This window comes from Rhodospirillaceae bacterium (assembly GCA_040219235.1).
Classification (GTDB): Bacteria; Pseudomonadota; Alphaproteobacteria; order Rhodospirillales; family Rhodospirillaceae; genus WLXB01.
Map to the genome: position 1 here is coordinate 1195978 of JAVJSV010000011.1, position 16696 is coordinate 1212673.

Sequence of the window (16696 nt, forward strand, 5' to 3'; positions counted from 1 at the left end):
GTTTGGCGTCCTCTCCTCATTAGAAATTCTCCCTTAGCCATTGACCGATACGGCCAAAGCCCCGTCCCTTACTGACGGCTTCCATGGCCATCAGGTCGGGTAACATCACTTGTTCGTTTACGGCGTAGCGCAGCAGTCCTGCGGCGGTTGCAAAAGCAGGTCCGGACACAGATTCCGGCAGCCCTTTAATTTGTTTTGGGCGACCTAGGCGCACCTGTTTGTCGAGCACGAGCTCTGCTAAATCGCGCACGCCTTCTAATTGGCTCGCGCCACCGGTAATGACAACGCGGCGTCCAGCGATCTTGCTGTAACCGCTGGCGTCCAGCAGACCGCGCACCAATTCAAACGTTTCTTCAAGACGAGGCTGAATGATCTGCACCAACATCGATTTTGGGACTTCGTTGGCGCTGTTTTCATCATCTTCACCCACCAAAGGTACTTTCAGCAGTTCACGCGTGTCTGATGGCGTTTGCACAACGCTGCCGTAGACCGTCTTAAGCCGTTCCGCTTTGGCGACGGGCGTGGAGAGTCCTTTCGCAATGTCGCTGGTGACGTGATTGCCGCCGATGGGAACGGACTCTACAAATTCAATATGACCTTCTTGGAACACGGCGACCGAGGTTGTGCCGCCGCCCATGTCAATCACAGTGACACCGAGATCTTTTTCATCTTCAACCAGACATGCTAATCCTGACGCGTAGGCCGAAACCACTTTGTCTTCGATGTCTAAATGGCAGTGCTCAATAACGGTCGATAAGTTGCGACTTTGTCCGAGGGCGGCTGTAACCAAATGAATATTCACACCCAGTCGTTCGCCATACATGCCACGTGGATCAATGATGCCGTTGGAGCCATCAATGGAATAGCCTGTTGGGATGCAGTGGATCAGGTCACGATCTCCGGCGTCGAACTGGCCGCCCGCATGCTCCATAATCCGCCGTACATCGGTGTCGCGGATTTCATGCCCGGAAATGGCAAGCTCCACTTCAACTTGAGAGGACCGAGGGCTGCCGCAGGTCACATTGACAAAAACGCGGTCGATGCGTTCATTTGCCATTTGCTCAGCCGCATCAACAGCCGCTCGCACGGAAGCCTCAACGGCATCCATGTTGACCACTTGGCCGTTGCGCATACCGTTGGCGCGATGATGACCGACGCCCGCGATTTGTAATTGGCTGCGGTCATCTGTGGTTGCAATGAAACAACAGACTTTCGTTGTCCCTACATCAAGGGCAGCAATGACGCTGTTGCGTGAAGGACCTTTAGACACCTTTTGAAAACTCCTCTTGGCCCACGTTCTGGTTGCCCAAATCTTGGGCACCCGTTCGTACATCCCGTTTTAAGGGACTGTTGTATTGGCTCTGTTGTGGCAGGGGCGCATAGCCCTCTTTCAACTGGACGGTAAGACGTCCCTCAATGCGCAGATCGATTTCAGCTAGCGCCCGGCTCAACAATTGATGTTTGGCATCCAGGGAAGCCAATCCACTCCAGGCATCGGCAACGCCATGCTCGGGCAGTTTGATCATGACCCCGTGCTCGACATCATCCAGAGTGATGTTCCAGCGACGATTGCCGAACCGAACAGCGGCTTTGACGCGTGCAAAGAGTTCTGGGTGCTGCTTTAGGGCTTCAAACAAGGCTTGCGTATGGCCAGGGGCATCCTCGCCGACAACCACAATCAGGTTGGCTGGGGCTGAGTCCACGTTCACGATGGATGTGCCATCGCCGTCAATAAGAGTGTATCCGCCGTTATGTTGCCAAAGCGCGTAAGCGTCATACTCGTCGATATTGATGTGCAGGCTGCCGGGCAGATGGCGGACGATTTCCGCAGACCTCACCCAAGGCAGTGCTGTAATCCTGGCCTTAGCCGCAGGGACATCAATCTCCAGGATCGGTGTGCCGCGCACAGCTCCCAAGGCATCGAGAATATCGGCAGCTAGAGTTTTCGTACGACCCGTAACCAAGACTTCTTTTACGTTCATGCCCACGGCGGAGAGTGACTCAGCGGCTTGATTGGGAACGTCTGTCCAGTCGGCAGGAGTGACAACAAACTGAAAGGCCCAGAGACCGCCAACAATCAATGCTGCGCCGCCAGTCAGAGTTAGGTATCTGATTTTTATGCGTCGCATTGCGCGTTCTCCACCATCCAAGTGACAAGATCGATAAAGGCCATACCGGCATGTGCGGCTTGCTCAGGAACCAGGGACGTGGGTGTAAGCCCGGGTTGAGTATTAACTTCCAACAGGAACAGCGCATCCCCATCAAGCCGGAGGTCAGCACGTGTCACACCTCTGCATCCCAGCGCCTCATGAGCGGCCAAGGAAATGGCCATCGCTCTGTCGTAGACAGATTTGCTTAAGTCTGCCGGGAGAGTGTGTGTTGAGCCGCCCTCTGCATACTTGGCATCGTAGTCATAGAAGGCGCGGTCGGTGGTAATCTCCGTAACGGCGAGGGCTTTGTCACCTAGAACAGTCACTGTTAATTCTCGTCCAGGAATGTAGCGTTCGACCAGCACGGGGCTATCGTCGGTTCCGCCTATATCATCGAGAGGGGCCTTGGTGTCGCCCTCACGAACAATATGAACGCCGACCGCAGACCCTTCGTTCAAAGGCTTGATGACATAGGGGCGGGGCATGGGATCGCTGCGTTCCGCATCTTTGCGGGAGACAACCACGTCTTCGGCGATGGGCAGTCCAGCTGCCGCGAAGTGACACTTGGCAATGGCTTTGTCCATGGCCAGGGTAGACGCAATGCGCCCAGAATTCGTGTACGGAAGGCCCATCATATCCAACAAGCCCTGGATGCAGCCATCCTCGCCGTAGCGTCCATGCAGCGCGTTGAAAACAACGTCAGGCGCGGCCTCTGCGAGTACTGCAGTAAGTGCGGGCATGTCGCGTGGCACATCAATGCGCACAACAATGTATCCTGCTTGCTCCAACGCATCGGCAGCATCACGCCCGGTGACCAAGGAAACCTCACGTTCTGCCGAGAACCCGCCGTACAACACAGCAACGCGCTTAATCGCTTTTGCTTTCGCTGAGGTCATGCCTGCGCCTCCATCTGGTGGAGTGGTGCTGTGGCATCTTCGGCCGAGACACCAACACGGCTAATTTCCCAGGTGAGGGGGATACCAGACGTATCGCGGACACGGCGGCGGACGTCTTCGCCCAGGCATTCCAAGTCGGCGGCTGTGGCTGAGCCTGTGTTGACCAAGAAGTTGCAATGTTTTTCAGACACCATAGCGCCACCACGCACCAAACCACGGCAGCCCGCTTGATCTATTAGTTCCCAGGCTTTGGCTTCGGAGGGGTTGGCAAAGGTTGAGCCGCCGGTGCGGCTTTGCACGGGCTGCGCCTGTTCCCGTTCGGTACGAATGTCTCGTATGCGCTGGGTGATAGCGTCTTTGTTGCCCGCGACACCCTTCAGCTCTGCGCCAATAAACACCCAGTTCTTTGGTGTGGCGCAATGACGATAGCTAAAACCTATGTCTTCGCGACTGAGTTTGCGGACAGTGCCTGCTTCATCAATGGCGGTTGCACTAATCAGGATATCTTGGATCTCGCGTCCATAGGCACCGGCGTTCATGCGCACCGCACCACCAATGGTCCCCGGGATACCTGTCAAGAATTCAAGACCTGCAATGCCATGATCACGGGCGTTGGTCGCAACTGAGGCATCGACGGCACTACCACCGCACCGCAGGGTCATGCCGTTGACGTCGATGGTGTTAAACGCGCGGCCCAGCTTAATCGTGACACCTGGGATACCGCCATCGCGGATTAATAAATTCGAGGCCAGACCAATGACCGTGACAGAAACACCCTTGGGCTTGTCGCGCAGAAATGTGCAGAGGTCTTCCGTGTCCGCTGGCGTATAGAGAACTTCGGCAGGGCCACCCACACGGAACCACGTCTTAGGGGCGAGCACAGCATAGGGCTCGTAGCTGCCACGGATTGAAGGCAACTGCGCGATAAGGTTCGGGGTTTTGCGCTCTGCTGCCATCATGAAGCCGCGTCCTGAGATGATTTGGAACGGATTGCTGCAAGTTCATCAGGGAGCGACTGCGCCCAGGCCGTAATGTTGCCAGCACCCAGGCACACCACCACGTCACCCGCATTGCCGATGTCATCAATCACAGCAGCAAGATGTTTGGGGGACAGAAGACCAGTCACTTGTGTGTGTCCGTGGGCATGTAACCCTTCGACGAGACCGTCGCGATCCATGCCTTCGATGGGCGTTTCGCCAGCCGGATAAACATCAGCGACGACCACATGATCGGCATCGTTAAAACAGGTGCAGAATTCTTCAAACAAAGACGCGAGTCGCGAGTATCTGTGGGGTTGTACCACGGCAATGACCCGGCCAGAGGCGGCGCTGCGGGCAGCCTTAAGCACCGCAGAAATTTCTACCGGGTGATGTCCGTAGTCATCAATAATTGTGATGCCGTCGACCTCTCCCGTTTTGGTGAAGCGGCGTTTGACGCCTGTAAAGCGCGCTAGGCCGTCGCGAATTGTTGCATCGTCGACGCCCAGCTCTGCACCGACGGCAATGGCGGCGAGGGCGTTCAAGACGTTGTGGTGGCCAAACATAGGCAACTGAATGCCTTCAATGCGACGCGCGCCCCCGGTGATGCGATCCGATATCGCAACGTCGAATTTGGCACCGCTCATGTCCAGGCTGACATTCTCGCCACGGATGTTGGCAAGAGGACCAAGGCCATAAGTGATGATTTTGCGGTCGGACAAATGGGGAATCAACGCCTGCACTTCAGGGTGGTCGATGCATAGAGTGGCAAAACCGTAGAACGGGATCGCATCTACAAATGTGCGGAAGGCGGCTTTCAGCGTTTCAAAATCGCCGTAAAAATCCAGATGTTCGGGGTCAATGTTGGTGACCACCGCTATGGTTGCCGGAAGTCTAATGAACGTGCCGTCAGACTCATCGGCTTCGACAACCATCCAATCGCCTTCGCCCAGGCGGGCGTTGGTGCCATAGGCGTTAATGATGCCGCCATTGATCACGGTGGGATCGAGCGCTGCGGCATCAAGCACAGCCGCAATGAGAGATGTTGTTGTCGTCTTTCCATGGGTGCCACCAATGGCAATGGCCCATTTAAGACGCATCAGTTCGGCCAGCATTTCAGCTCGGCGGACCACCGGCATCATGGCTTTACGGGCGGCGGTCACTTCTGGGTTATCTGATTTGACCGCTGAAGATATGACGACCACGCGCGCTTCGCCGAGATTCTCGGCCCGGTGGCCAACCTCCACTGTAATTCCCAGCGTTCGGAGCCGGTCTACATTGGCGTTCTGGGCGATGTCGCTGCCTTGCACCTGGTAGCCCAGATTATGCATAACTTCGGCGATACCGCTCATGCCAATGCCGCCGATCCCGACGAAGTGGATGGTGCCAATGTCTAAAGGCATCGTGCGCATCAAGCGGCTCCCCGCACATTTTGAGTCGTGTCATTGTTGTGGCCATTACGATGACCGTTGCTTCCCTTGACCAATCCTTCAGCAACATCCGCAAGCCGGTCTGCTGCATTGGGAACAGCGAACGCTTTTGCATTTGCGGCGGCTGTCGCCAGGGCTTCTGGTTCTAACAACAGCGCCTCTATCTGTTCGGCGAGACGGTTCGGCGTGAGACTTTCTTGTTGATAACACCATCCGCCCCCGGCTTCGGCTAAAGCTTCCGCATTGTCGGTTTGATGATTGTCAGCGGCGAAAGGATAGGGAACATAAATTCCCGGCCGACCGGAGTACGAGACTTCACTTGTTGTCGACGACCCCGAGCGGGCAATGACCAAATGTGCGCCAGCGAGGAGTTCTGGTACATCGTCAAAGAACGGCATGAGCCGCGCTTGGACTCCGCAATTCGAGAACGCCCGGCGTGTTTGGTCAATAAGCTCGCTACGGCATTGTTGATCGATAGTAATTTTTTTGCGTAGGGATTCGGGTAAACGTTTCAAGGCGCTTGGGATGAGGTGACTGAACACTGCTGCGCCTTGGCTGCCGCCCATCACAACTAAGCGAATATTCTCGCCTTCAACCGGAGCCACATAAGGTTTTGCTCGCACCGCACCGAAGGCACTCCGCACGGGCATACCCGTATGAATCGTTGTGACGCCCTCTGGTATGTTTCGGGTGGCTGCAAAGCTTGTACACACCTTATTGACGCGTTTGGCGAACAGCTTGTTTGCCCGGCCAATCACCCCATTTTGCTCATGAAGTGCTGTCGGTAATTTGAGATGCGTCGCCGCCATCATCGTTGGCGCTGCGGCATATCCCCCGAAACCAATGACAGCGGCGGGGTTAAGTTCTTTGAGCACGCGTCTTGCTTGAAAGACACCGACCCCAAGGCTTAAGGCACCGGTCAGTCGACCGAGCGTGCCTGACCCCATAAGGCCACGCGCGCTGATGATATGCTTCGGTAATTCTGAAAGTAGGCCAGTGCGCGCAGAGCCGCGTTCGTCTGTAATCCAAACAAGACGATGTCCGCGCTTCATCAATACTTTCGCTAAGGCTTCCGCCGGGAACATATGTCCGCCAGTTCCACCAGCAGCCAGAACAATCGGAGTCACTAGGTCAGTCATGCGCGTAGGCCCTCCGTGTCTCGGCGACGGCGGGTTAGGCCCAGGATCATACCCATGCCAATGGCGAGGGCGAGCATGGATGAACCGCCATAGGAGATGAAAGGAAGTGTCATGCCTTTGGTCGGCATCATGTGCAGGCTAGATGCCATGTTAATGATGGCTTGCAAACCAAACTGCACGGAGAGGCCGCCGACGGCCAGCAAGATAAACAAGTTGTCTTCGCGTAGCACTTTGATCATGGCGCGGAGCACCAGAAAACCAAACAGGGCAACGACAAAGAGGCATAGCAAGACGCCGAACTCTTCCCCGGCCACGGCAAATATGAAATCTGTGTGTGCATCGGGCAGGGTTTCTTTGACTCGGCCTTCTCCAGGGCCACGTCCAAACAATCCTCCGTTTTGAAACGCGCGGATGGCTTGGCTGATCTGATAAGTGTCACCGGAGGCTGGATCAAGAAAACGGTCAACACGGCTGGCGACGTGTGGGAACATGAAGTATGCGCTAACCAATAAGCCGAGGCCGGCAAAGGCAATCAGCACGACCCAGAAGATTGGCAGGCCCGCCATAAAGAATTGCGCGCACCAAACCGATACAACCACTAACGTCATCCCAACATCGGGTTGGGACAGAAGCACGGCGCAGACCGCCAAAAGGCAAGCGAATGCGATGAGATTTCCAGGAATGCCATCTTGATTACGGTTCAAGGCAAACATCCAGGCGGATACAACAACGAGGAAGGGTTTGATGAACTCTGAGGGCTGAATAGAAAACGCACCAAGCCGCAACCAGCGTTGGGCACCATTGATTTCCTCTCCGATCAGCAGCGTACCAAGCATGAGCAGGAAGCCCGACAACAGGCCAAAGGCAGCAAAGCGTCTGATCCAAAGCGCTGGCATTAGAGAAATGCCAAGCATCACGGCAATCGCTACGGGTAAGAACACGGATTGCTTGCGGACAAAGTGATAGGTGTCAGCACCAATACGGCCCGCTGCCGGCGGACCTGCGGCCAGAGTGAGGATCATGCCGATGATGATGAGGGTGCCCGCCGCCACCAACAGCCAGCGGTCTACGGTCCACCACCAACGTCCTACGACGCTCGTATCTGATCGGGTAAAGGCGGTGCTCATGCGACCACCTCTGACCAGTTGTTTTGCACAGCCGTACGAAATGCGTCGCCGCGCTCTTCAAAGTTATTAAACATATCGAAAGACGCGCAGGCTGGCGACAACAGTACGACTGCGTCCTTAAGTCCGTCCGCAATCGCCATACGACCTGCGGCTAATGTGGCCGCTTCAAGGGACGTGTACGTTGAAGTATTGACCTGAGACGCCGTTAGGTCGGCGCTAAAGTCTTTGGCAGCTTCGCCAATCAGAAAAGCGTGGCGAATACGTCCGAACAGCGGCCCGAGCGAGGTAATGCCGCCTGCTTTTGCGACGCCGCCCGCGATCCAATACACACTGTCATAGCAGGCGAGGGCTTTCTCAGCCGCATCTGCATTGGTCGCCTTGCTATCGTTAATAAAAGAGACATGCCCAGCAGATCCAACAAACTCTTGGCGATGGGCGAGACCAGGAAAAGTGGCAAAAGCCTCTACGATTTGGCCTCGGTCAAGGCCGTGATTGCGTGCGATTGTGTAGGCTGCTGCCGCGTTCTGCCAATTATGTTGGCCTGGCAAAGTTTTGAAGCCAGTGAGGTCAATGGTGTCGTCTCGACCAAACGCTGTATCTGTCAGTATACCGTTTTGAACGTAAACACCGTTCTTAACCGGTGTTTCTGCTGACACGGAAATAAGCGTGTGCCGGCCAGCTGAAGAAAGATGCTCCATAATACCACGGCAGGTGGCATCATCCTGCCCGATGATAGCCGTTGCACCGTCTTTCTGGTGTTTAAACAATTCGGTTTTGGCAGACACATATCCTTCAAAGCCGCCATGACGATCTAGGTGATCAGGCGTGATGTTTAGAAGGACGGCTGTAGCGCAGTGCAGGTTGGGGGTCAGTTCCGTCTGATAAGACGATAACTCAAGAACATAAATACCGTTTGCTGAGAGCGGGACAAGATCCAGAGCAGCAAAACCGAGATTGCCGCCGACCTCTACCTCTTTCCCGGCTTCCGCAAAAATATGTGCGGTGAGAGCCGTGGTTGTTGATTTTCCATTGGTTCCTGTGATGCCGATGTACGTGGCATCAGGTTGCGCTGTTGCCAGGTAATCCACATCGCAACGCAATTTCAAACCTGCTGCATGGGCTTTTGTCGCCAGGGGGTGAGGGGCCGGGTGCGTGTGCGGCACACCTGGGCTCCACATGATGTCATCAAGGGCTGATATGTCTGCGGTGTCGGCATCAAACACCGTAAAGCCTTCAGCGGCGGCTTTCGTCCGTTGATCGGCTGAATCATCCCAAACCGAGACATGAGCACCGGCAGCGGACAGGGTGCGCGCGGCGGACCGCCCGGACTTGCCCAGTCCGACCACTAAGATGGCGTCGTCACGATGAGAGGTGAGAGGGATCATGCGTGCCTTACCTCAACTTCAATGTGCTGAGGCCGACGATTGCCAGGATGCAGGCGATGATCCAAAAGCGGATCACGATGGTTGGTTCAGCCCATCCCTTTTGTTCAAAGTGATGGTGCAAGGGCGCCATGCGGAAAACACGCCGGCCAGTGAGCTTGAAAGAGATAACCTGAACAATCACGGAGACTGTTTCTAAGACAAACAATCCACCCGTAATACCCAACACAATTTCGTGTTTCGTGACGACGGCGACAGCACCAAGCGCGCCACCCATGGCCAGCGACCCTGTATCGCCCATAAATACCATGGCCGGTGGGGCGTTGAACCACAGGAACCCAAGACCGGCTCCGATAATCGCGCCGCAAAACACGGCTAGCTCCCCCGTTCCCTTCACGAAATGAACCTGAAGGTAATCGGCAAAAAATGCGTTACCGATGAGATAGGAGATGATCAGAAACACGCCCGCGCAGATCATCACCGGAACAATGGCCAGACCATCTAAACCATCGGTTAGGTTCACCGAGTTTGACGCGCCAACAATAATGAAGGCTGCGAATGGGATGTAGAACCAGCCAAGGTCGATCAGAAGGTCTTTGAAGAAGGGGAGCGCCAACCCAGTCGGATTAATATCGGTTGTAATGCTTACAACCCAAACAGCCACAGCAAGAGCGATCGCTGCTTCAAGTCCCAGTTTTACACGCCCCGGTAGCCCGCCAGAGTGTTTCTTTGTCACTTTCAAATAATCATCGGCGAAACCAATGCCGCCAAACCCAAGCGTAACGGCAAGCACGGCCCAGACGTATTGGTTAGACAAGTCAGCCCAAAGCAATGTTGCGACAGCAATGCCAAGCAGCATCATCATGCCGCCCATGGTTGGCGTTCCTTGCTTGGTGAGCAGGTGGCTTTGCGGGCCATCTTGACGGATCGGTTGCCCATGCGCTTGGCGACTTTTTAACCACCGGATGATGGCAGGACCAAACACGAAGGCAATCAGCATCGCCGTTAAAACAGCACCGCCGGTTCGGAACGTGAGATATCGAAAAAGGTTCAGAATTGCGATATCGCCTGAGAAGTTTGAGAGCCAAAACAACATGGGTCGTTAAATCTCCTTAAGCGCCGTTGGCCATGGTTGGCGCAGGCGCCTGACCAAGGTCTTTAAGGGCATTAACAACAACCGACATTTTACTGCCGAGCGAACCTTTGACCGCGATTACATCACCGGATTGCACCGCTGAAACAACTAAAGGTGCTATTTCTGCGGACGTCTTTGCATGACCTGAAGCCTGATGTTTTGGCAGAGCATCGTACAAGTGTTTCATTGCAGGGCCTGCAGTAAAGACACTGTCTATTCCAGCTGCAATAATTGGAGTTGCAAGATCTGCGTGGAGTTCTGGCGTTTTCACGCCTAGCTCAAGCATGTCCCCCAGCACCAACACAACGCGGCTACGTTTACGCGTCGCATTGAGAGCTTCGACAAGCGCCGCGACGGAGGCGGGGCTAGCATTGTAGCTCTCATCAATAAGGTCAATCGCACCTTTTTGGGTTTTGATGATTGACCGCGCACCGCGACCAGGCGGTGGAGTGACATCATTGAGGTCACCGGCTGCCTGCGCGATATCTCCGCCTAAGGCTTCAACAGCGGCAAGAACAGCGAGGCTATTCAGCGCCATATGTTTACCAACCATACCGATATCGTAAACCAACCGCCGTCCATCGATGTCTGCGGCAACACGCGTGCCAGCTTCGCTGACCGACCAGGCGATCAACCCGTATGCCGCTTTGTTATCGGTACCGAAAGAAACAATTGATGCAACACCCGCTGCTTCAGCTGCACGCGCCAGCCGCTCGTTATGGGGATTATCTGAGGGAATAACCGCAATGCCACCGGGTTCCAATCCAAGGAAAATCTCGGCTTTTGCATCCGCAATCCCGGCAACCGAGTCAAAGAACTCTAAATGGACCGCTTCGACGGTCGTAATGACAGCCACATGTGGGCGCACAAGTTTTGTTAGTGGAGTAATTTCGCCAGCGTGGTTCATGCCAAGTTCAAACACACCGAATTCGGTGTCGGCAGGCATTCTCGCCAAGCTAAGGGGAACGCCCCAATGATTATTCAGGTTTCCTGTTGTGGCATGCGTGCGACCTTGGCGGCTCAGTGTAAGCGCCAGAGCTTCTTTAGTTGTTGTCTTGCCAACACTGCCAGTGATGGCAACAACTTTACCAATCATGCGTTTGCGTGCGGCTACAGCCAACGCGGTGAGAGCTTCTGTCGTGTCACCGACGATCAACAAACGGTCTTCATTAATGGTTTGTTTGCCTCCGTCCGGTGCTTCGCTGACGATAGCGGCAGAGGCACCGCGTTCCAGCGCTTCGACAACAAAATCATGGCCGTTGAACTTCGGGCCCACCACCGCAATGAAAAGGTCGCCAACCTCGACCGCACGACTATCTATAGCGATGCCATCGACATCCCATGTGCCTGATGTCTTTCCGCCCGTCGCTGCAACGATGTCCTCACTTGTCCAGAGCGCCGTCATGATACGCCCCCCAGTTTTTCAATGATTGCGCGGGCGATTTCCCGATCATCAAATGGCAGAACGTTATGACCGATAATCTGGCCGGTTTCGTGTCCTTTACCAGCGATCAACAGAACATCACCGTGGCCGAGTGACGCAATTGCGGCTTCAATGGCATCACCACGATCACCGATCTCTGTCGCGCTGGGGCATCCGGATAGAACAGCTTGCCGAATTAACGCGGCATCTTCTGACCTTGGGTTGTCGTCAGTGACATAAACTTTGTCTGCGCTATTTCCCGCAGCTTGTCCCATGAGCTGGCGCTTGCCGGTGTCCCGGTCCCCTCCGGCACCAAACACAACACAGAGATTGCCCTCAGCATGCGGACGCAAAGCATTCAGAGACGTGGTTAGAGCATCGGGAGTGTGGGCATAATCGACAAAAATACGCCCCCCATTCGCTTTCGTGCCAACATGCTCCAAGCGTCCCGGCACGACTTCTAGCGTAGCCAAAGCTTTGACAACGTCGCTGACTGATATGCCTGTTGCCAAAGCTAAACCTGCTGCGCAGAGCGCATTCATGGCTTGAAAGGCTCCGGCCAACGGCAGGGTTAAGCGCTCTACCTTATCGAGTATGATAAGCTCAAGCTCCTGTCCCTTGTTCGATGGCGTCAACCGTAAAATTTTAATCGCGTCACCAGCATAACCGTAGGTGATGACCGAGTGCCCTTTGGCGGCACAGACCGCTTTTATGTTCGCGCACTCTGGCGCATCTGCGTTGATGACTGCAACACCGCCTGGAACCAATACATCCGCGAACAAACGCATTTTAGCGGCGAGATAGACCTCCATAGACCCATGATAATCGAGGTGGTCGCGGCTTAAATTGGTGAAGGCTGCGGCGCAGACCTTAACGCCGTCGAGGCGATATTGATCCAGACCATGGCTTGATGCCTCCATGGCTAAATGGTCCACACCATGATCTGAGAGATCGGACAAAAGCCTGTGCAGCGAAACTGGGTCCGGTGTTGTTAAGCTGCCCTTATCTTTGAGAACATTTGACGTCACGCCTAACGTGCCCAGCGATGCTGCTTCATGACCGGCCTGTTGCCAAATTTGACGGACGAATTGTGCGACGGATGTTTTGCCGTTGGTGCCCGTGATTGCAACGGTGGTCTCTGGCTGACTTTTGAAATATTTGGCAGCCAACTGAGCGAATACGCGTCTTGGATTTTCATCTGTAATCAATTGAATATCTGTGACGTCTAAATCAGTTCCGTCAGGTGCTAAAATTGCCGTTGCGCCACGCGCCAGTGCCTCCGCAATGAAGGCACGCCCGTCTACTGCGCTGCCTGGAAGGGCTGCGAACAAGTAGCCTGGCTCGACTGCTTTCGAATTTGCAGTCAGTCCCGCAATATTGAGGTCGGTCAGGCGGTGCATGTCTTTACCTGTATCCTCCAATAATTCACTCAGCCGCACGGTTACCCCCAAAGCCGGTACCGGCTGGGGCTAAGGCCATATCGGAAATCCGGGCGTTTGCTTCGATTAAGACACCAAGTTCAGGTGCCATGGGTTTCTCTGTCGTGGGATACACCCCGAGCATGGGCGCAATTTCGGCAATAATGCGGCCAACTGTGGGCGCGGCATTCCAACCCGCAGTGGCGAAGTTGAAGGTTTCTTTGAGTCCTTTAGGTTCATCCAGCAAAACCAAGACCACATATTTTGGGTCATGCATTGGGAAGGCCCCAACAAATGAGGTGCGGACGCTGTGTTCGCTGTACCCGCCAGTATTAGAAGTTTTCTCTGCAGACCCTGTTTTGCCACCGACGAGATACCCGGGCACCTCAGCCTGCTTGCCGGACCCTTCTGTTACGACCAGGCGCATAAGCATACGCATTTGTTTCGACGTGGCTTCGGAGATGACCCTCGTGCTCTCTTCGCTGGGCACGGTGTCTCGCTTAATCAATGTGGGTCTGTGAAGGATGCCTCCGTTGACCATCGCTGTGATTGCTGAGGCAACATGTACTGGCGTTACGGCGATGCCATGGCCGTACGAGATCGTGACCGTGTTAATCTCGCGCCAAACGGCGGGATACATCGGGCGGCCAACTTCAGGCAATTCAAGCTCGAGCGGAGACAGCATACCAAGTTGCTGCAAAAAGGCTTGTTGCGCTGGTGTGCCAGCATCTAAGGCAATCTTTGCCGCGCCGATGTTAGAGGAATGAATTAAAATTTCAGGGACGGTGAGCCAGCGTTTCTCAGCGTGATAATCATCAATTTTGTAGCGCGCGACGGTCAGCGGCGTCCGAGCATCATACACACTGTCCATGCCGATAACCCCCATCTCCAAAGCCATCGCTGCGGTGAACAGTTTGAACGTTGAGCCCATTTCATAGACGCCCAATGTTGCCCGATTAAACTGTGTGTCTGCATTCGACCAATCGTTTTCTTTCGGATCAAAGTCGGGCAGTGAAACCAAGGAGATTATTTCACCCGTATGGGCATTCATCACAACACCAGCAGCACCGACAGCACGAAAGCGTTTCATTGCTGCAGAGAGTGTTTCCCGCACTGCATTTTGAACGCCGGTATCTAAAGATAACTGCAACGGTTCAGGACGCTTTGAAAGAGCGCTCTCGAACGTCAACTCAACTCCAGCCTTACCTTTGTTATCTGGATCGGTAACGCCAAGAACATGCGAGAACAGATTGCCGTATGGGTAGATACGGCGTTCGGAGTCTTCAAAATACAGACCTGGAATACCCAACCCATTGACTGTGAATTGCTCATTCGGCGTTAAATGTCGCCGTAGGTATACGAAACGCTGGTTAGAGTTGAGACGCGTTTTGAGGGTGTCGGCGGTAAGCTCGGGAAACAGTTGCGTCAGAGCGTTTGCAGCGGCAGTAGCATCAATGACTTCTGTTGCGTCTGCATAAAGATTAGCGGTCGGTAATGTTGTTGCGACAACCCTGTCGTTGCGATCTGTGATATTCGAGCGGAATTTTTGTAAGCTGCCCTCAGCATTCGTCGCGTATGATGGCCCAGTATCGAGCGCGCCATTCAGTACCATAAGATCAATAAGACGGACCGAAATCGATAGGAAAGCGAACGTAAATAACCCCGCAGTGACGAGAAGGCGTGCACGACCAGTCTCCACGGCCCGTTGGTTATCTCCAACAAGCGTGACACGTGTTTTTGATGTCGCTTGAATATCTTCGCCAGGGTAGGTGAAGCTTGCTTTGCGCGTATTCCGGTTCCAAACAGCCATCAGCGCGCTCCCACTTCGGCGCTGGACGTTTTTTCGTCTTCGTTCTCAACGCGCAGGAACGGCAATACATCGATAGAAACTATTCGGGCGGGCTCAACGGGAGCTAGTTCAAGGTGTTCCAACCCGAGGCGACGTAAACGGGAAGGATCGTTCAAGAACGTCCATTCGGCCTCAAGAACTTGGATGGCCTGGGCGTGTTCGTCTATTTCGGTTTGGCGGCTGGCTAGCGTTTCTTCTAGGCTCTGCACTTCATATTTGAGAATAAACAAAGCGATGGCGACGATAAGCACCAAGCCGACCCACATGACATCCATTAATCTCATGCGACACCGCCGTCAATGGTCGAGAGAACGGGCACTGAAGTGCGCTCTGCAATGCGAAGCCGCGCAGATCGTGAGCGTGGATTGTCTCCTATTTCACGCTTGGAGGGCGTGATAGCACGTGAATTTACGGTGTTGAAAGTCGCTGTGACTCGCCCTTGATTTGGTGCCGGTTGATGTCGCGACGGGTTAGGGCCTCGGCCACTGCGATCTCTAATGAACGTTTTGACAATGCGATCTTCTAGGGAGTGAAAACTGACGACAGCCAGACGTCCATTTTCGCCTAATATGCGTTCTGCACCGGCAAGACCACGCTCTAACTCACCAAGTTCGTCATTTACATATATGCGCAGAGCCTGAAACGTTCGTGTGGCCGGATCAATTCCGTCTTGAGAACGACGGACCTCTGCACGAATGGCGTCAGCTAAATGTATTGTGCGTGAAAATGGCCGTTCTTTGCGTGCATTTACGATGGCATGGGCAACGCGACGAGAAAACCTTTCTTCGCCGTATTTATATATGATGTCGGCTAGTTCTGATTCTGGCAGCGAGTTAACAGCATCCGCGGCACTCATGCCGGTTTTTTCCATCCGCATGTCTAACGGGCCATCTCTCAGGAAAGAAAAGCCTCGACTGCGGTCGCCGATCTGCATGGAACTGATACCAAGATCGAGCGCAATGCCGTCAACAGCAGTGACGCCGTTTTCTATGAGTAATTCTGCAAGGCTTCCGAAGCGGCCATGAAGTAGGTTGAGACGCCCAGGGTAGGCATCAGCGATTGCTTTGCCTCGGTCCAATGTTTCTGGGTCACGGTCAATGGCCCACACGGTGCAGTCAGCGGCCCGCAACAGGGCCGACGTGTAACCGCCAGCACCAAAGGTGCCGTCGACATAAAGTCCCCCATCCTTAGGTGTGAGACCTTCGATGACTTCGGAGAGGAGAACAGGAATGTGGTCTGGATCAGTAATCGGGGCGGAGGGGGGGGGCGCCACGGATGCCATCATACAGCCTCCGTCCTTGCTTTCGACCCTATGGCCTTCTCCTTCACTTGAGCGGCACGCTCTTCCATAGCGCGACTAAACATCTCTGCTTGAACTGCTTCTAAGGCAGTGGGGTTCCATATTTGAAAAGTACGCCCCTTACCGACGAATGCACCTTGATCTGTTAGGTCTGCTTTTTTGAGAAAATCAGCCGGTAAAACGATACGCCCGCCGCCATCAAAGGGCAGATCGCGCGCAGAGGCGAATATCAGATGGGCTATGGCGTCTTCATCAACGCTAGGGATGGGATCGTCTGGGAGCGTTTCAACCATGGCCTCGATCCGGTCGAGACCACACCCTTCAATGCAGGGTCCCGTTAGCGCAGGGTAACAGGTCACGCCGCTCAGAGATTTGGTCTGGAGAACAGCACGAAACGGCGCCGGAACGGAAATTCGCCCCTTCGCATCAATCTTATTCACAAAGGTCCCGATGAATGACTTCATCGCTGG

General features: G+C 54.4%; 15 protein-coding genes. All 15 read right to left on the reverse strand.

The features are described 5' to 3' along the window. Positions 1–19 precede the first annotated feature (19 nt). From ftsA to RIC29_09610, 15 genes are read right to left on the reverse strand one after another with little or no spacing between them, the layout of a single operon-like run. Entirely contained in the window at positions 20–1270 is a 1251-nt protein-coding gene (ftsA, locus tag RIC29_09540; GenBank protein MEQ8735156.1) for a cell division protein FtsA, read from the reverse strand. Continuing rightward, a complete protein-coding gene (locus RIC29_09545) occupies positions 1263–2129 on the reverse strand; it encodes an FtsQ-type POTRA domain-containing protein (GenBank protein ID MEQ8735157.1) in 867 nt (288 codons plus the stop codon). The genes ftsA and RIC29_09545 overlap by 8 nt, the downstream gene beginning before the upstream one ends. Beyond that, positions 2117–3046: a D-alanine--D-alanine ligase gene (locus RIC29_09550; GenBank protein ID MEQ8735158.1), complete on the reverse strand. Its 930-nt coding sequence runs from the start codon at positions 3044–3046 to the stop codon at positions 2117–2119. Before RIC29_09550 ends, RIC29_09545 begins: the two co-directional genes overlap by 13 nt. Beyond that, positions 3043–4005, reverse strand: a complete 963-nt coding sequence (gene murB / locus RIC29_09555; GenBank protein MEQ8735159.1) for a UDP-N-acetylmuramate dehydrogenase — start codon at positions 4003–4005, stop codon at positions 3043–3045. The genes RIC29_09550 and murB overlap by 4 nt, the downstream gene beginning before the upstream one ends. Next, on the reverse strand, positions 4002–5435 hold the full coding sequence (murC, locus tag RIC29_09560) for a UDP-N-acetylmuramate--L-alanine ligase (GenBank protein ID MEQ8735160.1): 1434 nt from the start codon (positions 5433–5435) through the stop codon (positions 4002–4004). The genes murB and murC overlap by 4 nt, the downstream gene beginning before the upstream one ends. Continuing rightward, complete coding sequence (murG, locus tag RIC29_09565) at positions 5435–6592, reverse strand: undecaprenyldiphospho-muramoylpentapeptide beta-N-acetylglucosaminyltransferase (GenBank protein MEQ8735161.1); 1158 nt, start codon at positions 6590–6592, stop codon at positions 5435–5437. Before murG ends, murC begins: the two co-directional genes overlap by 1 nt. Next, complete coding sequence (locus RIC29_09570; protein ID MEQ8735162.1) at positions 6589–7719, reverse strand: putative peptidoglycan glycosyltransferase FtsW; 1131 nt, start codon at positions 7717–7719, stop codon at positions 6589–6591. The genes murG and RIC29_09570 overlap by 4 nt, the downstream gene beginning before the upstream one ends. Further along, positions 7716–9104 carry a UDP-N-acetylmuramoyl-L-alanine--D-glutamate ligase gene (gene murD, locus RIC29_09575; GenBank protein ID MEQ8735163.1) on the reverse strand — a complete coding sequence of 463 codons (1389 nt, stop codon included), beginning with the start codon at positions 9102–9104 and terminating at the stop codon, positions 7716–7718. Before murD ends, RIC29_09570 begins: the two co-directional genes overlap by 4 nt. A gap of 7 nt (positions 9105–9111) precedes the next feature. After that, positions 9112–10197: a phospho-N-acetylmuramoyl-pentapeptide-transferase gene (gene mraY / locus RIC29_09580; protein ID MEQ8735164.1), complete on the reverse strand. Its 1086-nt coding sequence runs from the start codon at positions 10195–10197 to the stop codon at positions 9112–9114. 16 nt (positions 10198–10213) lie between these two features. Further along, positions 10214–11641: a UDP-N-acetylmuramoylalanyl-D-glutamyl-2,6-diaminopimelate--D-alanyl-D-alanine ligase gene (locus RIC29_09585; GenBank protein MEQ8735165.1), complete on the reverse strand. Its 1428-nt coding sequence runs from the start codon at positions 11639–11641 to the stop codon at positions 10214–10216. Further along, on the reverse strand, positions 11638–13059 hold the full coding sequence (locus RIC29_09590; GenBank protein ID MEQ8735166.1) for a UDP-N-acetylmuramoyl-L-alanyl-D-glutamate--2,6-diaminopimelate ligase: 1422 nt from the start codon (positions 13057–13059) through the stop codon (positions 11638–11640). The genes RIC29_09585 and RIC29_09590 overlap by 4 nt, the downstream gene beginning before the upstream one ends. A gap of 25 nt (positions 13060–13084) precedes the next feature. After that, positions 13085–14887 carry a penicillin-binding protein 2 gene (locus RIC29_09595; protein MEQ8735167.1) on the reverse strand — a complete coding sequence of 601 codons (1803 nt, stop codon included), beginning with the start codon at positions 14885–14887 and terminating at the stop codon, positions 13085–13087. Continuing rightward, the gene (locus RIC29_09600; protein MEQ8735168.1) at positions 14887–15210 is read right to left on the reverse strand and encodes a hypothetical protein; all 324 of its coding nucleotides are present in this window, start codon (positions 15208–15210) and stop codon (positions 14887–14889) included. Before RIC29_09600 ends, RIC29_09595 begins: the two co-directional genes overlap by 1 nt. Beyond that, entirely contained in the window at positions 15207–16211 is a 1005-nt protein-coding gene (gene rsmH / locus RIC29_09605; protein MEQ8735169.1) for a 16S rRNA (cytosine(1402)-N(4))-methyltransferase RsmH, read from the reverse strand. The genes RIC29_09600 and rsmH overlap by 4 nt, the downstream gene beginning before the upstream one ends. Beyond that, positions 16208–16690, reverse strand: coding sequence for a division/cell wall cluster transcriptional repressor MraZ (locus RIC29_09610; GenBank protein MEQ8735170.1), 483 nt, complete (start codon positions 16688–16690; stop codon positions 16208–16210). Before RIC29_09610 ends, rsmH begins: the two co-directional genes overlap by 4 nt. Positions 16691–16696 lie beyond the last annotated feature (6 nt).

What these genes read in the sequence shown, in the direction of transcription:
- RIC29_09570 (MEQ8735162.1), bottom strand. Translation starts at nt 7,719, where the DNA reads ATGAGCACCGCCTTTACCCGATCAGATACGAGCGTCGTAGGACGTTGG.
- rsmH (MEQ8735169.1), bottom strand. Translation starts at nt 16,211, where the DNA reads ATGATGGCATCCGTGGCGCCCCCCCCCTCCGCCCCGATTACTGATCCA.
- RIC29_09545 (MEQ8735157.1), bottom strand. Translation starts at nt 2,129, where the DNA reads ATGCGACGCATAAAAATCAGATACCTAACTCTGACTGGCGGCGCAGCA.
- murG (MEQ8735161.1), bottom strand. Translation starts at nt 6,592, where the DNA reads ATGACTGACCTAGTGACTCCGATTGTTCTGGCTGCTGGTGGAACTGGC.
- murC (MEQ8735160.1), bottom strand. Translation starts at nt 5,435, where the DNA reads ATGCGCACGATGCCTTTAGACATTGGCACCATCCACTTCGTCGGGATC.
- RIC29_09585 (MEQ8735165.1), bottom strand. Translation starts at nt 11,641, where the DNA reads ATGACGGCGCTCTGGACAAGTGAGGACATCGTTGCAGCGACGGGCGGA.
- RIC29_09595 (MEQ8735167.1), bottom strand. Translation starts at nt 14,887, where the DNA reads ATGGCTGTTTGGAACCGGAATACGCGCAAAGCAAGCTTCACCTACCCT.
- RIC29_09550 (MEQ8735158.1), bottom strand. Translation starts at nt 3,046, where the DNA reads ATGACCTCAGCGAAAGCAAAAGCGATTAAGCGCGTTGCTGTGTTGTAC.
- mraY (MEQ8735164.1), bottom strand. Translation starts at nt 10,197, where the DNA reads ATGTTGTTTTGGCTCTCAAACTTCTCAGGCGATATCGCAATTCTGAAC.
- murB (MEQ8735159.1), bottom strand. Translation starts at nt 4,005, where the DNA reads ATGATGGCAGCAGAGCGCAAAACCCCGAACCTTATCGCGCAGTTGCCT.
- RIC29_09600 (MEQ8735168.1), bottom strand. Translation starts at nt 15,210, where the DNA reads ATGAGATTAATGGATGTCATGTGGGTCGGCTTGGTGCTTATCGTCGCC.
- RIC29_09590 (MEQ8735166.1), bottom strand. Translation starts at nt 13,059, where the DNA reads ATGCACCGCCTGACCGACCTCAATATTGCGGGACTGACTGCAAATTCG.
- RIC29_09610 (MEQ8735170.1), bottom strand. Translation starts at nt 16,690, where the DNA reads ATGAAGTCATTCATCGGGACCTTTGTGAATAAGATTGATGCGAAGGGG.
- murD (MEQ8735163.1), bottom strand. Translation starts at nt 9,104, where the DNA reads ATGATCCCTCTCACCTCTCATCGTGACGACGCCATCTTAGTGGTCGGA.